This is a genomic window from Promicromonospora umidemergens (genome assembly GCF_024171995.1).
GTDB classification, from domain to species: domain Bacteria; phylum Actinomycetota; class Actinomycetes; order Actinomycetales; family Cellulomonadaceae; genus Promicromonospora; species Promicromonospora umidemergens.
Genome location: NZ_JAMTCT010000021.1, coordinates 1 through 15,197, shown reverse-complemented (window position 1 = coordinate 15,197; position 15,197 = coordinate 1). Strand labels below are relative to the sequence as shown.

Below are 15,197 nucleotides of genomic sequence, written 5' to 3'. Positions count from 1 at the left end.
ACAATCGTGAGCACCGTGAGCACCGGCGCGGCCGTCGTCGCCGACGCCGTCATCCCAGCACCTGTCGAGCTCGACCGGGCCGAGGGGGTGCTGGACCTCAGAACCGTCACCGTCGACGCGCCCGACGGTGTGCTCGCGCGCCTCGCCGGCGAGCTGCTCGCCACCGCCGGAGCGGCCGTGGTGCCTGCGTCGCCCGGCCCCGACGCCGGCGCTCGGCACACCGAGCACGCTTCCGGGGGCGGCCGCGCAGTGGCGGTCGTCCTGACCCTGGATCCCGCTGCCGGCCCCGCCGGCTCCCAGAGCCTCGAGCGCTACACGCTCACCGTGGCGCCTGACCGAGCGACCGTCGCGGCACCCGAGCGGGCCGGGCTGCTGCACGGCGTGCGGACGCTGCGGCAGCTGGTCAACGCGGGCCGCCGTGGTGCGGTCCCGCTGGACCTGGGCGAGCCGGGCGGGGACGACGAGCAGGCGGGCCGCGGGGAGACGAGCGGACCGCTCGAGGTGGGCGCCGTCGTCGTGCGGGACGAGCCGCGGTACCCGTGGCGAGGGCTCTCGCTGGACGTGGTGCGCCACTGGTTCGGGCCGGCGGACCTGCGGGCCGTCGTCGACCTCGTCGGCTCGTACAAGATGAACCGCCTGCACCTGCACCTGTCGGACGACCAGGGGTGGCGGCTGGAGATCCCCTCCAGGCCCGCGCTGACAGAGAAGTCGTCGCAGGGTGCGGTGTCCGGGGCGACCGGCGGGTTCCTCACCGCCGACGAGTACCGCGAGCTGCAGGAGTACGCGGCCGAGCGCGAGATCGTGATCGTGCCGGAGATCGACGTCCCCGGGCACGTCAACGCGGCGACCCACGCCTACGGCGAGCTCATGCCGTCGGGCGAGGCCACCGACACGTACGACGGCATCGAGGTCGGCTTCTCGAAGCTGCACATCGACCTGCCCGGCACCGAGCCGTTCCTGCGGGACGTGTTCACCGACGTCGCGCGCATGACGCTCGGGCCGTGGGTGCACTTCGGCGCCGACGAGGTGCTCACCATGCGGCCCGACGAGTTCGGCCGGTTCATCACGCTGTGCCAGGAGATCGTCACGGGTGCAGGCAAGACCCCTGTCGCATGGCAGGAGGCCGCCGGCTCGGCCCACGGCGACCAGTCGGCGGTTGCGGCGCTGGCGGGCGAGGCCGCGGCGTCCGACGGGGTGGCGGACGGGTCGCCGCACGGCGGGGCCGCCGGGGCTGTGGACGGTGAGGCGCCCGTGCGCGTCCGGCCCGGCACCGTCCTGCAGTACTGGGACACCCGGCCGGACCCGGCACCGTTCCTGCGTGCCGCACAGGCGGGTGCGAAGTTCGTGATGTCGCCGGCCACCCGGGCCTACCTCGACATGAAGTACACGCCCGACCACCCGCTGGGCCAGCAGTGGGCGGCGTTCGTCGAGCTGCACGACTCCTACGACTGGGACCCGGCGACCCTCATCGAGGGGCTGCCCGAGTCAGCGATCGAGGGTGTCTCGGCAGCGGTCTGGACCGAGACCCTGGCCAGCCGCGACGACCTCTTCTCGATGCTGCTGCCCCGGCTCGCCGCGGTGGCGGAGACCGCCTGGTCGCGGCCGGGGGACAAGGACTGGGAGTCGTTCCGAGCCCGGGTAGCGATCGAGGCGGCCACTTGGCGCCGCGACGGCGCCCGATACCACCCCACCCCCCAGATCAGCTGGTGACCGCACGCCCTCGACCAAGCTACTTCGGAGGGCGGGCCGCCAGGGCCGCCGCGTAGAGGTCCCGCTTCGGGACGCCTGCGGTCTCCGCCACGTCCGCGACCGCCGTCTTGAGCCGCTCGCCCTGGGCCACCCGGTCCAGGACCTCGCCTACGACGTCGTCCACGCTGGCCTGCACCGCGGGCGCCCCGCTCACGACGACGCAGATCTCGCCGCGGAGCTGCTCCGCGGCCGCCCGCTCCGCGAGGTCGGCGAGCGGACCGCGCAGCACCTCCTCATAGGTCTTGGTGAGCTCGCGTGCGACGGCGGCCGGCCGGGTCTCCCCGAACGCGGTGGCCATGGCGCCGAGCGTCTCCGCGATCCGGTGCGGTGCCTCGAAGAACACCATCGTGCGCGGCTCGGCGGCCAGGGTCCCGAGGGTCCGGGCGCGGTCACCGGCCTTGCGGGGCACGAAGCCCTCGAACGTGAACCGGTCGGTCGGCAGGCCGGAGAGTGCCAGCGCGGTCAGTACCGCGCTCGGCCCGGGTGCGACGGTGACCCGCAGGTCGCGTTCGATGGCGCGCTCCACGATCCGGTACCCCGGGTCGGACACGGACGGCATCCCGGCGTCGGTCACGACCACGACGGTGCCGCCGCCGGCGACGACGTCGAGCAGCTCGTCCGCCCGAGCCGTCTCGTTGTGCTCGTGATAGCTGGTGACCTTGCCGCGCACCTCGACCCCCAGCCGCCCGGCCAGACCGTGGAGACGGCGCGTGTCCTCCGCGGCCACGACGTCGGCGTCGGCCAGCAGGCGGATCAGCCGAGGTGAGGCGTCCTCCGCGTTGCCGATCGGGGTGGCGGCCAGGACGAGGGAGCCGGCCTCGGGCGCTGGCCCGGGAACCGGGGACGGATCGGTCATGAACCACAGGGTCCCACGCTCTATGCTGGCCCGGTGTCTGAGCAGCCTGACGCCACAGGAGCGCATACCGCCGCAGCGCGGCAGGCTCTACCCGGGACGTACGGCGCGCACATGCGCCGGGAGGCGGTGGGTGGTCAGATGACGCCCACCGGGTCGTTCCCCGCCGTCGGACGGCCTCAGCGGCCTGAGCCTCCCGTGCGCGACCGCCTCCTGCGTGACCTGCTGGGCGAGCGCCGTCTCGCGCTCGGGCGGAGGACCTCGGACCGGTTCTGGGGCCTGTTCGGCGCGCTCCTCGTGACGGCGATCGCCGCGGGCGCGCGGCTGTGGGAGCTCGGTCGCCCGGGCAAGCTGGTCTTCGACGAGACGTACTACGTCAAGGAGGGCTGGTCACTGGCCAGCCTCGGCTTCGAGGCGGCCTGGCCCGACGACCCCAACGCGGCGTTCGAGTCCGGCGACGTCAGCTCGTACAAGACCGACGAGGCCGAGTACGTGGTCCACCCGCCGGTCGGCAAGTGGATGATCGCCGCAGGGATGCGCCTCATGGGCGGGGCCGAGAACCCGATGGCGTGGCGCATAGCGAGCGCGGTGGTCGGTGTTCTCGCGGTGCTGCTCCTGGTGCGGATCGCGCGCCGGCTGTTCTCGTCCACCCTGCTGGGGCTGGTCGCGGGACTGCTGCTCGCGGTCGACGGTGAGGCGATCGTGCACTCGCGCACCGGGTTGCTGGACCAGTTCCTCATGTTCTGGGTGCTCGTGGCGTTCGGCTGCCTGGTGCTGGACCGCGAGTGGGCCCGACGGCGGCTCGCGGACCGCGTGGCGCAGATCGTCGAGGCGGGCGGCGCGATCGGGAAGTACGGTCCGCGCCTCGGCTTCCGTGGGTGGCGGCTCGCGGCGGCGGTCTCGCTGGGCCTCGCGTGCGGCGTCAAGTGGTCGGGCCTGTACTTCGTCGCGGCGTTCTGCCTGCTCACGGTCGTGTGGGACATGACGGCGCGCCGCACCGCCGGCGTCGGGCGCTGGTGGGAGGACGCCCTGGTGGTCGACGCCGTCCCGGCCGCCCTGGTCATGCTGCCGACGGTGGCCGCTGTGTACGTCGCGTCGTGGTCGGCCTGGTTCGCGCATCCCAAGTCGTACCTGCGGGACTGGGCGGTCGTGAACGGCGTCGCGCCCCCGGGCTGGTGGCCGGACTGGGGCTGGGCGCAAGGAGCGTGGGAGGCCGGGCGGTCGCTGTGGGAGTACCACCGCATGATGTGGGACTTCCACACCGGTCTGGACTCGGACCACAACTACGCGTCGCACCCGCTGGGGTGGATCGTGCAGTGGCGGCCGACGTCGTTCTACTGGGACAAGTACGCCCCCGGTCAGGGGCCGTGTCCCGCAGACGCCGCCGGTGACTGTGCGACCGCGGTGACGTCGCTCGGCAACCCGCTGCTGTGGTGGCTGGGTGCGCTGGCGATCCCCGTGGTGCTGGTGCTCGCGATCCGGTTCCGCGACTGGCGGGGCGCCGCCGCCCTGACGGGGATCGCCGCCGGCTGGCTGCCCTGGTTCCAGTACTCCTGGCCTCTGGCGGACCGGACCATCTTCACGTTCTACACGATCGTGTTCACGCCGTTCGTGATCCTGACGCTCGTCTACCTGCTGGCGGTCGGGATCGAACGCACGTCGCGCAGGAGCGGGGACCGGCGCATCGTGTGCTGGCTGGCGGGCGTGCTGGTGCTGCTGATCGTGGGCGTGAGCGTGCTCTACTACCCGGTCTGGACCGCTATGCCGGTGCCGTACGAGTACTGGCAGCGGCTGATGCTGCTCCCGAGCTGGATCTAGCAGCGCCGTCTCAGAGGGCGGAGGAGTCGCGGAGCTCCACGCCCGCCGCGGCGAGCTCCTGCTCGGCGGCCACGCCCTGCTCCGGTGAGACGGGGATCGTCAGGTCGGTCAGCACGCGGGCGGACAGGCCGGCGCGGCGGGCGTCGAGCGCCGTGTGCTTCACGCAGTGGGACTCGACGAGCCCGACGACGTCGACCTCCGTGACCCCGGCGTCCGCCAGGATGGTCGCGAGGCTGCGGCCGTGCTCGTCCGCGCCGTCGAAGCCGGAGTACCCGTGTGCGTACTGGCCCTTCTTGAGCCGGGCGTCGGGGGCGAGGTCGGCGAGCGCGGGGTGCAGGTCGGCGTTGGGCGTGCCTGCGATGCCGTGCGGCGGCCAGGAGTCGACGAAGTCCGGGTTCTCGCTGAAGTGGTCACCCGGGTCGATGTGCCAGTCCTGGGTGGTCAGCACCGTCGCGTACCGGTCGCGGTGGGCCGCCGAGTACGCGGCCACGCGGTGCGCTATCTCGTTGGCGCCGAGGGTGGCGAGCTCGCCTCCCTCGCAGAACGTCGGCTGCACGTCGACGACGACGAGGGCCCGCCGCCCGCCATCGGCCTCCCGAGTACTCATGCCCCCCACTCTGCCACGCGCCGCGCGCGAGGCAGCCGTGTGTGGTCGGTAGTTCGTCACATGATCGGCATCTCGGAATGCCGATCTCCTGACCATCTACCGACCATTCGGGGCCGTGCGGTGCTTGGATGGGGGCGTGGACGACATCTATGGGCGGAGTGTTGCGGGAGTTGTGGCCGGGGTGGTGCTGCTGGTCGCCGGGTGCACCGGATCGCCCGGACCCGGCGTCGTGTCGCCGAGCGCTGCTACCTCGGCGAGCGCTGCGGCGTCGGGCGCGGATCCCTTGGACGGTCCGGTGACGGCCGACGTCGAGGTGGTCGCCGAGGAGCTTCCGGCCCCGTGGGGCATGGCACCGCTGCCGGGCGAGCGGTTTCTCGTCACCATGCGCGACGACGTGACGCTCGCCGTGGTGCACCCGAGCGGCGAGGTCGAGCCGGTGGCCGGGTCCGGAGGAGCGCAACAGCTCGCCGAGCAGACGGTGGCCGACGGCGAGGGCGGGCTCCTGGGAGTGGCCGTGGACCCGGAGGACGCCGGGCCGCTGTTCACCGTCTTCCTGTACCGCACGGGGGAGCAGGACAACGCCGTGCTGCGCGCGGAGCTGGACCTCGGCACCATGACGCTGAGCGACCTCACGACCGTCCTTGACGGCATCCCGAAGTCGTCGAACCACAACGGCGGCCGGCTCGCGCTCGGGCCGGACGGGTACCTGTACGTCGCCACCGGCGACGCCGGTGATACCGCCAACGCGCAGGACCCGGACTCGCTGGGCGGCAAGATCCTGCGGGTCACGCCCGACGGCGAGCCGGCGCCCGGCAACCCGGACGCGGGCTCGCCGGTGTGGTCGACGGGGCACCGCAACGTCCAAGGCCTGGGCTGGGACCCGAGCGGGCGGATGTTCGCCAGCGAGTTCGGCCAGGACCAGTTCGACGAGCTCAACGTGATCGAGCCAGGCGGCAACTACGGCTGGCCGGACGTCGAGGGCCCCGGCGAGGGCGGTGACCAGGCCGGGTTCACGGACCCGGTCGCCTGGTGGCCGACGTCGGAGGCCTCGCCGTCGGGCATCGCCGTCACGGAGGAAGCCGTGTATCTCGCGTCGCTCCGCGGGGAGCGGCTGTGGCGCGTGCCGCTGCTCGGGGAGCCGTCGGCCGTGGCGGACGGGGAGAGCTCCGGGTTCGGCGAGCCGCAGGCGCTGCTGGAGGGGGAGTACGGGCGGCTGCGCGCGGTCCACGCGGGGCCCGACGGCGAGCTCTACGTGCTGACGAACAACACCGACGGGCGGGGCGAGCCGATGACGGAGGGCGGTCGGCCGGTCGACGACCGGCTGCTGCGGGTCACGCTGACGCCGGGGGAGTGACCCCCGGCCCCACCCCGTGCACAGTTGCAGACGACTAGGCCTGTGCATAACCTGGTCGGCGAGAGCGAGCCTCGTCGTAGGCTCGACACATCGTCATCTCGAGCCCGGGAGGGGTGAACAGGATGCCCGCAGAACCTCGTGCGCACCGGACGGTGCCACGCGGCTACGTCTACGCCGACCACATCCCGTATGTCACCCCGGACTCGTTGAGCGACCTGCGGGGGCCGACGTCGGGAGTGGTCACCGTGGGGCCGCACATCGACACGAGCATGAACCCTGTGTACGAGGTCTCGGACCCGAGGCGGGCGCGTGAGCTGTACGGCGCGACCGTTCGTGACGGGTCCGTCGTGGACCAGGTGGAGATCCTGGATCGACGCCTCTTGTTGCGACTGTGGCCCCAGCTGAACCTACCCACCAGATGCCGGGCGATCTGGGAGCAGAAGTTCCCCGAGCTCGCTGCGCGGTCCAGAGCGGCGCGGGCCGCCTGATGCTGCCGTTCCATGAGCGTCTCGCCCGGATCGGGCTCGAGGCGCTGGAAAGTTATGGCTTCGTGCTCGCCGGTGGTTATGCGATCTCGACCAACGGCATCGGTGACCGGCCGTCTGCCGATGTGGATCTGTTCACCAATGTCTACGAGCCCAGCCTCTTCGAGATCTCCGTCGCCAAGCTGCGTGCGGCGTTCCTGGACGCGGGCATGTCCGTGCATGACAACCGGATCGGCCGGACCTTCGCGGACTTCAGTGTGACCGACGACGCTATCCAGGAGACGAGCTCGATCCAGATCGGGGTGAACTACCGCGAGTTCGCGCCCGCGACGTTCGAGATCGGCCCTGTGCTCGACGTCCGGGATGCCGTGGCGGGGAAGATGAGCGCGCTCTGGTCGCGTGGCGAGACCCGTGACTTCATCGACATCGACGCCGTGGTGCGTTCGGGACGCTTCTCGCGGGACGAGGTGCTCGCGATCGGGGACAGGCAGGAAGCACTGCCGTTCGACCGGGACATGTTGGCCGACCGGTTCCGGTCGGTCCAGCCAAGAGCACCGAGTCCTTCGAGGCGTACGAGGTGGGCGCGGACTGGCGACGCGAGATCATCGACCGCTTCCTCGACTGGGCCGACGAGATCGATCCCGCAGTCGGCAGCTGAGACCTGCGACACCGGACCGGCGGCGTGGCGCAGCAACCACAGCCACCGGCGTAATGCGCGGGTGCCCTGCCCCTAGGATTGGACGAAGGTTTTCCCGTCTCACGAATTGGAGCATCCAGCGATGGCTCGCCACCTTGTCACCAGTGCGCTTCCGTACATCAACGGCATCAAGCACCTGGGGAACATGGTCGGGTCGATGCTCCCGGCCGATGTCTATGCCCGGTACCTGCGTCAGCGGGGCCACGAGGTGCTGTACATCTGCGCTACCGACGAGCACGGCACGCCGGCGGAGCTCGCCGCGGCCAAGGCAGGGCAGCCCGTCGCGGAGTTCTGCGCCCAGGCGTACGAGACGCAGAAGGAGATCTACGACGGGTTCGGCCTGACGTTCGACTACTTCGGCCGGAGCTCGTCGCCGCAGAACGCGGAGATCACGCAGCACTTCGCGCGGCGCCTGCAGGAGAACGGATTCATCGAGGAGCGCGACGTCCGGCAGGTGTACTCGCCGGTCGACGGGCGGTTCCTGCCCGACCGCTACGTCGAGGGCACCTGCCCCCACTGCGGCTACGACAAGGCGCGCGGCGACCAGTGCGAGAACTGCACCCGCGTGCTGGACCCGACGGACCTGATCAACCCGCGCTCGGCGATCAGCGGCTCCACCGAGATCGAGGTGCGCGAGACGACGCACCTGTTCCTGCTCCAGTCGAAGCTGCAGGGCGAGGTCGAGGCGTGGATCGACGAGAACAGCAAGGAGTGGCCGCTGCTGTCGACGTCGATCGCGCGCAAGTGGCTCGCCGAGGGGCTGCACGACCGTGCGATCACGCGTGACCTCGAGTGGGGCGTCCCGGTCCCTGCCGACACGTGGCCGGAGCTCGCGGCCGCCGGCAAGGTCTTCTACGTCTGGTTCGACGCTCCGATCGAGTACATCGGCGCCACCAAGGAGTGGGCGGACGCCGCACCCGCACAGGGCGCCGACGGCGAGACGCGGGACTGGAAGTCCTGGTGGTACGAGGCCGTCGACGTCCGCTACACGCAGTTCATGGCCAAGGACAACGTCCCGTTCCACACGGTGATGTTCCCGGCCACGCAGCTCGGCGTCCGCGAGCCGTGGACCATGGTCGACTACGTCAAGGGCTTCAGCTGGCTCACCTACTACGGCGGCAAGTTCTCGACGTCCCAGCAGCGTGGCGTCTTCACCGACGCCGCGCTGGAGATCCTGCCGGCCGACTACTGGCGGTACTTCCTGATCGCGAACGCGCCGGAGTCCGACGACTCGTCGTTCACCTGGGAGCACTTCGCCGGCACGGTGAACAAGGATCTCGCCGACACGCTCGGCAACTTCGTGAACCGGGTGCTGACGTTCTCGGCCAAGCGGTTCGGGGAGACCGTCCCCGCCGGTGGCGAGCCCGGTGAGGCGGAGGAGAAGCTGGGTGCCGAGGTCGCGCGTCTCCTGGTCGAGCTCGAGGAGCACATGGAGACCCTCCAGTACCGCAAGGCGACGAACGCCCTGCGGGCGCTCTGGTCGGCGGGCAACGCCTACCTGGTCGAGAAGGAGCCCTGGAAGCAGGTCAAGACGGACCAGGACGCCGCCGCCGTGACGCTGCGCACCGCGATGAACCTGATCCACCTGTACGCGGTGGTGTCCGAGCCGTTCATCCCGGCGAGCGCGGCGACCCTGCGCGGGGTGTTCGCCCTCGACGCCGACACCGCCACCTGGATCACGCCCGAGGCGGCGACGTCGCTCGACGCGGTGCCCGCCGGGGCGAGCTTCTCCGTGCCGCCCGTGCTGTTCGCCAAGATCAGCGACGAGGACCTGGAAGGCTTCCGCGAGCGTTTCGGCGCCGGGTCGGTGGACTGACCGGGCGATGGCAAAGCGCACGCGTGAGCGCGGTTTCCCGGCCGACCCGGAGCCGTTGCCCGTACCGGTCGTGGACAACCACACCCACCTCGACCACATCGCCCCGGTGCTCCCTGCCGTGGCGCCGGACGGCGAGCCGGCCGGGCAGGCCTGGCCGCCGTCGGTCGCGGACCACCTGGACCGCGCGGCGCGTGCCGGCGTGGACCGGATGGTCCAGGTGGGCTGCGACCTCCCCTCAGCACGCTGGACCGCCAATCTTGTGAGCGCGACCGTTGCGCCTATGACGGGCGCGACACCGCAACGATCACGTCCACAACAAGGGGCGCGGGTGGTGGGGGCCGTTGCCGTTCATCCCAACGAAGCTGTGCTGCATGCCGGGGTCCGCGAGGTGGGGCCGGACGGGCTGGCGCCTCAGGTCGAGCCGCACCACGCCGTGGGGCTGGGCGACGCGATCGCCGAGATAGCGGACCTCGCCAAGGGCAACGACCGCATCCGCGCGATCGGTGAGACGGGCATGGACCTGTTCCGTACGGGCCCGCGCGGCGAGCTGGCCCAGCGGGAGAGCTTCCGTGCGCACATCGCCCTGGCCAAGGAGCTCGGCCTGGCCCTGCAGATCCACGACCGGGACGCGCACGCTCAGGTCATCGAGGTGCTGCTGGCCGACGGCGCTCCCGAGCGCACCGTGTTCCACTGCTTCAGCGGTGACGCCGAGATGGCGCGCGTCTGCGCCGAGAACGGCTGGTACCTGTCGTTCGCCGGGCCGGTCACGTTCAAGGCCAACGAGGACCTGCGCGCGGCTCTGATGGCTGCGCCGCGGGAGCTGATCCTGCTGGAGACCGATGCTCCCTACCTCACACCGCACCCGTTCCGGGGGCAGCCGAACGCCCCGTTCGCCGCGGCCCATACAGCCCGCTTCATGGCAGGTCACCTGGAAGAAGACCTCGAGACGCTCTGCGCCGACATCGCCGCGAGCTCGGAGCGCGTCTACGGCAGCTGGTGAGAACAGCCCGTTGACGAGAAGAATGCGGCATTTCATTTCTTGTCCGAATGGCTTTTCCTGCACCGTTTGTTCCGTTACGGTCTGGTGCTCGTGGTGAGGTACGCACGGCCGTGGCTCGCGAGCCGAGCGGCCCGATGGTTGGTCCGTGGTGTCGTCGTCGCCACGCTCGCCGGCGTGAGCGGGCTGTACGTCGCCAACGCGAACACCCTGACGATCGACTACAACGGCGACGTCCGCACGGTCGGCGTCTACGGCGACACCGTGGCCGACGCCCTCGCGTCGCAGAACATCGAGATGGGGCGGGACGACGTCGTCCAGCCCGCCGCGAGCTCCGACGTCGGGTTCGCCGACACCGTGGTGGTCCGCACCAGCCGCGAGGTCACGGTGGAGCTCGACGGTCAGATCATCACGCTCCGCACCACCGCCGGCACGGTCGGTGAGCTGCTCGCGGCACTCGGGCCGCGCGGCGACGGTGCGCTCGCTACCGCGTCTCGCAACACGCGGCTGGACCGCGACCCGGTCCGGTTCTCCACGGTCAAGCAGGTCAGCATCGCCGTGGACGGCTCGGTGCTCGAGTTCCACACCACCCGGTCGACCGTGCGCGGGGTGTTCAAGGAGGCGGGCATCTCCCTGGCGAAGCGTGACGTCACGTCCGTGCCGCTCGACGCGGCGGCCGTCGACGGGATGGTCGTCATGGTCAGCCGCGACGCGTCGTCGTCGCGCACGGTGACGGAGGTGCTGCCGTTCAAGACCGAGACGGTCGAGGACGCGAGCCTCCCGGAGGGGCACGAGTCGATCCGCACGGCGGGCGTACCCGGCGAGGTCAAGGTGACCTACGCGGTCAAGACGGTCGGTGGCGCCGTCGTCGAGCGCACCGAGGTGGAGCGCAAGGTCACCCGGGAACCCGTGGACGAGGTCCTCGTGGTGGGGACCATGGACGTCGCGACGGCGCCGGCGGACCCTGGTTCCGCGCGAGCACTCGGGCAGGCGATGGCCGCGGAGCGCGGCTGGGGCGCCGACGAGTTCTCCTGCCTGGACCAGCTCTGGGAGAAGGAGAGCGGCTGGAGCTGGAACGCCGACAACCCCTCCAGCAGCGCGTACGGCATCGCGCAGGCGAACCCCGGTTCCAAGATGGCTACCGTCGGCAGCGACTGGCTGACCAACCCGGCCACCCAGATCGAGTGGGGCCTCGGGTACATCTCCGGGCGCTACGGGACGCCGTGCGGCGCGTGGGCGCACTCGGTCGAGATCGGCTGGTACTGAACCGCCTCTCGCTCCTAGACATTTGGGATATTGCCCGGCGATCCGGGCTCCGCGGCGGTCGAATCGCTGACCAGCGCTTGCGTTTGATAACGGTGGGGTTACGGTCTCAGGGACCGCCGGATCGGCCGGTCGGGCCCGCGCCCCGCGTGGGAGGCGCGTGCGACTCGTGCCGCCCCGGCTCCCGTGCCCGGACCGCTCGAGGACTGGACCCGCGTGACACTTCCGCATCCGGCTCAGGGCATTCCCAGTGATTCACTTCTCAATCCTGAGGTCGACGGCGACGTCGGCATCACCGAGCTCTTCGGCCCGCCACCACCGGTGGGCGAGGTCTTCCCAGCGGCGATGTTCGCCGCCGCCGGCACGGACGCCGGTACTCTGTCCGAGGTGATGGCCAGCCTTCCGCCTGGCCATCCCTCCGGACCGATGCCGGTCGTGGCGGTCGGCGACGGCGGCGTCATGCCGGCACCGCCACCCGAGCCGGAACCGCCGAGGCGCCGACGCAGGCTGGCGCTCCTCGTGAGCTTCGCGGCGGTCGCGGCGGCCGGTACCGGTGGCGCCGCGGCATACGGCGCGGCCCACAAGACCGTCACGCTCGACGTGGACGGCAAGGTCACCACCGTCGAGACCTTCCATCGCGGCGTCGACGACCTTCTGGCCGACGAGGGCGTCGAGGTCGGCAGCAGGGACGCCGTGACACCAGGGCTCGACGATGAGCTGCGCGAGGGCGGCACGGTGGTGGTCCGGTACGGCCACGAGGTCACGCTGCGGGCCGACGGCGAGCGGCGGACCGCCTGGGTCACCGCGCTCGACGCCGACCAGGCCCTGGCCGAGCTCTCCCAGGACGCCGGTGACGTGGTCCTGATCCCGACCCGTGCCGGAGGGAACGTGACGCTCCCCATGCGGCTCGACGCGGACGGCCCGGTGAACCTGGTGGTCGGCGGGGAGACGCTGCGGGTGGCCGACGGCGACGCGGCGCTCCACGAGCTGCTCGCCGAAGCGGGCGTCTCGGTCGACGGGGACGACAGGGTGGTCGTCGAACGAGGGCAGGCGGACGGCCCGGACGGACCCACGCTCACCGTCGTCGTCAAGGAGGTGCGGAGCTCGATCGAGGAGACCGCGCGCGAGCTGCCGTTCGACACGGTGACGGCGACGGACCCGGACCACTACGAGGACCTCGCCCCGTACCTGGCGACCGACGGCGTCGTCGGCAGGCGCGTCAGCTCGTGGGACGTGACCAGGATCGACGGCAAGGTCGTGGACAGGGAGAAGCTGAACAGCTGGGTCGAGCAGGCACCCGTCGACAAGGTGATCATGTACGGCACCAAGGAGCGCCCCGCGCCCGAGCCGGAACCCGAGCCGAAGCCGCAACCCGAGTCGGAGTCCGAGCCCGGCGCGAAGTCCAGGCCCGAGCAGGGTGAGAAGCCCGCCGACGAATCGGAGCAGGGACCCGAGCCGACGAGCATGTCGGCCTCGACGGGCGATGCCTTGGCGAGGCTCGCCGAGTGCGAGTCGGGCGGTGACCCCGGTGCCAACACCGGCAACGGGTACTACGGCCTCTACCAGTTCTCGCAGCCCACCTGGGAGGCGATGGGTGGTTCCGGCCTTCCCTCCGATGCCTCCGCCGCCGAGCAGACCATGCGGGCCCGAGCGCTCCAGCAGCAGTCCGGCTGGGGCCAGTGGCCCACATGCGCCACGTCGCTCGGCCTCCGCTGACCGCCGCCGACCCGCCACCGACCGAACACGGATCCTCCGCAGAGTTGGACGCTTGTCCTGGACGAGTGACCGAGACCACAGGGGGAACGTCCCAAAGATACTTGGCCGGGCGGTAACAGATCAGTTACGTTCGGTTGTCCTCGCTGGCGCGGGGGTGCGACGTGGTGTAGGCCACAAGCATCTCAACGGCGGCGGGGCGGCACTGGCCGCGGCACCTCGCGGGTAGTGCGAGACCGCCGGATCGGCAGGTCGAGACCGCGACGGCTCGCAAGAGCCGCCAGGCCCCCAGGCCGAATCGTGGCAGGGACTCCCGCCCCAAACGGGAGGCCCGTCTCGTCGCCCGTGCCCGGGACGTCCGACGACTGGACACGAGTGAACCCCCGTTTTGAGCAGCAGAGTTCTGGCTCCATCCCCAGCATCAACTCAGAGTCCGAGGCCGTGACACCTCAGGACGCCCCCGCGAAGCACCGCCGTCGCTGGCCGCTCGTCGCCGGTCTCACGGCCGTCGCGGTCGTCGCGTCCGGATCGGTGGCCTTCGCCGAGGCCCGCAAGACCGTCACGCTCGACGTCGACGGTACCTCCAAGACCCTCACCACCTATGCCGGTTCCGTCGAGGGCATGCTCGAGTCGCAAGGCGTCCGCCTGGGCGAGCGCGACGTCGTAGCCCCCGGAACCGATACCGAGCTTTCCGACGGCGACCAGATCGTGGTCCGCTACGCCCGCCAGGTCACCATGACCAACGGCGATGCGGAGCGCGACGTCTGGGTCACCGTCACCGACGCCGGCGAGGCGCTGACAACCCTCGCCGAGCGCGGCGGTGACGTCGCCCTGGTGGCGTCCCGCTCCGGCGACCGGGTCTCGCTCCCGCTCCGCCTGAACGACGACGGCCCTGTCGCAGTCGTGGCGGACGGTTCGACCCGCGTGGTCGAGGACCACGCCGCGAGCATCGACAGCGTGCTGGAGGACGTCGAGGTCGAGGTCGACAAGAACGACCTCGTGAGCATCGTCCCGGTGACCAGCCTGGCCGAGGACAAGGCGATCGACACCAAGGCCGCGACGTCTGCCAAGGAGGCCGGTGCCGACGTCGCCGTCCAGGTGCAGCGCGTCGACAGCAAGAAGGTCACCAAGAAGACCGGCCTGGACTTCGACACGAAGACCGTGCAGGACGCCGGCCGCTACGCGGACACGGACGACCAGGTCCGGACCGAGGGCGAGAAGGGTGTGCGCACCCGCGTCATCCTCCTGCGCACGGTCGACGGCGAGGTCGTGCTCCGCAAGGAGCTCTCCGACAAGGTCACGAAGCAGCCGGTCGACCACGTCGTCGTCGAGGGCACCAAGGAGCGCCCGGTCGTCAAGAAGGCCCCGGTCGAGGCGGAAGCCACCACCGAGTCCACCGAGTCCACCGAGCCGAGCGCCCCGGCGCCGTCGGGCTCTGCCAAGGAGATCGGCCAGGAGATGGCTGCCGCCCGTGGCTGGACCGGCCAGGAGTGGACCTGCCTCGAGCTCCTGTGGGAGCGCGAGTCCGGCTGGGACCACCAGGCGGCCAACCCGTCGTCGAGCGCCTACGGCATCCCGCAGGCGCTGCCGGGCTCCAAGATGGGCTCTGCGGGTTCTGACTGGGCCACCAACCCCGCTACCCAGATCGAGTGGGGTCTCGGCTACATCGCTGACCGCTACGGCACGCCGTGCGCCGCGTGGGGCCACTCGGAGTCGGCGGGCTGGTACTGATCCAGCCATAGGTCGCTCTCGTGCGGAGCGCACTCTCCGGCGGAACTTGCTTCGCTGCGTCCCACCTCCGAGTGCGCTCGCCGCGATCGCCTGACTCAAGGTCGCTCTCGTGCT

12 protein-coding genes are annotated in these 15,197 nt (G+C 71.2%); 10 read left to right on the top strand and 2 right to left on the bottom strand.

What is annotated here, in order from left to right; genetic code table 11:
- The first annotated feature begins 6 nt into the window (after window positions 1-6).
- The gene (locus APR04_RS24255) at window positions 7-1,710 is read left to right on the top strand and encodes a beta-N-acetylhexosaminidase (protein ID WP_253875393.1); all 1,704 of its coding nucleotides are present in this window, start codon (window positions 7-9) and stop codon (window positions 1,708-1,710) included.
- 19 nt (window positions 1,711-1,729) lie between these two features.
- Here APR04_RS24255 and rsmI read toward each other — a convergent pair whose 3' ends face one another.
- On the bottom strand, window positions 1,730-2,605 hold the full coding sequence (rsmI, locus tag APR04_RS24250) for a 16S rRNA (cytidine(1402)-2'-O)-methyltransferase (protein ID WP_253875391.1): 876 nt from the start codon (window positions 2,603-2,605) through the stop codon (window positions 1,730-1,732).
- A 33-nt stretch (window positions 2,606-2,638) separates the two neighbouring features.
- Here rsmI and APR04_RS24245 point away from each other — a divergent pair, with 33 nt between their 5' ends.
- The gene (locus APR04_RS24245; protein WP_253875389.1) at window positions 2,639-4,420 is read left to right on the top strand and encodes a dolichyl-phosphate-mannose--protein mannosyltransferase; all 1,782 of its coding nucleotides are present in this window, start codon (window positions 2,639-2,641) and stop codon (window positions 4,418-4,420) included.
- 10 nt (window positions 4,421-4,430) lie between these two features.
- Here the strand turns inward: APR04_RS24245 and APR04_RS24240 are convergent, their stop codons facing one another.
- Window positions 4,431-5,027, bottom strand: coding sequence for an isochorismatase family protein (locus APR04_RS24240; RefSeq protein WP_253875374.1), 597 nt, complete (start codon window positions 5,025-5,027; stop codon window positions 4,431-4,433).
- Between the two features lie 136 nt (window positions 5,028-5,163).
- Between APR04_RS24240 and APR04_RS24235 the strand changes: the two genes are divergently transcribed.
- From APR04_RS24235 to APR04_RS24195, 8 genes are all read left to right on the top strand, one after another.
- Complete coding sequence (locus APR04_RS24235; protein WP_253875371.1) at window positions 5,164-6,381, top strand: PQQ-dependent sugar dehydrogenase; 1,218 nt, start codon at window positions 5,164-5,166, stop codon at window positions 6,379-6,381.
- 122 nt (window positions 6,382-6,503) lie between these two features.
- The gene (locus APR04_RS24230) at window positions 6,504-6,869 is read left to right on the top strand and encodes a hypothetical protein (protein WP_253875369.1); all 366 of its coding nucleotides are present in this window, start codon (window positions 6,504-6,506) and stop codon (window positions 6,867-6,869) included.
- Window positions 6,869-7,600 (top strand): nucleotidyl transferase AbiEii/AbiGii toxin family protein, encoded by a 732-nt coding sequence (locus tag APR04_RS24225; protein ID WP_253875366.1) that lies wholly within the window; start codon window positions 6,869-6,871, stop codon window positions 7,598-7,600. Before APR04_RS24230 ends, APR04_RS24225 begins: the two co-directional genes overlap by 1 nt.
- 45 nt (window positions 7,601-7,645) lie before the next feature.
- Window positions 7,646-9,379 (top strand): methionine--tRNA ligase, encoded by a 1,734-nt coding sequence (metG, locus tag APR04_RS24220; protein ID WP_253875363.1) that lies wholly within the window; start codon window positions 7,646-7,648, stop codon window positions 9,377-9,379.
- Between the two features lie 7 nt (window positions 9,380-9,386).
- A complete protein-coding gene (locus APR04_RS24215) occupies window positions 9,387-10,379 on the top strand; it encodes a TatD family hydrolase (RefSeq protein ID WP_253875347.1) in 993 nt (330 codons plus the stop codon).
- 93 nt (window positions 10,380-10,472) lie between these two features.
- Complete coding sequence (locus APR04_RS24210; protein WP_253875340.1) at window positions 10,473-11,642, top strand: resuscitation-promoting factor; 1,170 nt, start codon at window positions 10,473-10,475, stop codon at window positions 11,640-11,642.
- Window positions 11,643-11,855: 213 nt separating this feature from the next.
- Window positions 11,856-13,355, top strand: a complete 1,500-nt coding sequence (locus tag APR04_RS30715; protein ID WP_308292393.1) for a resuscitation-promoting factor — start codon at window positions 11,856-11,858, stop codon at window positions 13,353-13,355.
- Between the two features lie 438 nt (window positions 13,356-13,793).
- Window positions 13,794-15,083 carry a resuscitation-promoting factor gene (locus APR04_RS24195; protein ID WP_253875336.1) on the top strand — a complete coding sequence of 430 codons (1,290 nt, stop codon included), beginning with the start codon at window positions 13,794-13,796 and terminating at the stop codon, window positions 15,081-15,083.
- Window positions 15,084-15,197 lie beyond the last annotated feature (114 nt).

What these genes read in the sequence shown, in the direction of transcription:
- APR04_RS24240 (WP_253875374.1), bottom strand. Translation starts at nt 5,027, where the DNA reads ATGAGTACTCGGGAGGCCGATGGCGGGCGGCGGGCCCTCGTCGTCGTC.
- metG (WP_253875363.1), top strand. Translation starts at nt 7,646, where the DNA reads ATGGCTCGCCACCTTGTCACCAGTGCGCTTCCGTACATCAACGGCATC.
- rsmI (WP_253875391.1), bottom strand. Translation starts at nt 2,605, where the DNA reads ATGACCGATCCGTCCCCGGTTCCCGGGCCAGCGCCCGAGGCCGGCTCC.
- APR04_RS24215 (WP_253875347.1), top strand. Translation starts at nt 9,387, where the DNA reads ATGGCAAAGCGCACGCGTGAGCGCGGTTTCCCGGCCGACCCGGAGCCG.
- APR04_RS24225 (WP_253875366.1), top strand. Translation starts at nt 6,869, where the DNA reads ATGCTGCCGTTCCATGAGCGTCTCGCCCGGATCGGGCTCGAGGCGCTG.
- APR04_RS24230 (WP_253875369.1), top strand. Translation starts at nt 6,504, where the DNA reads ATGCCCGCAGAACCTCGTGCGCACCGGACGGTGCCACGCGGCTACGTC.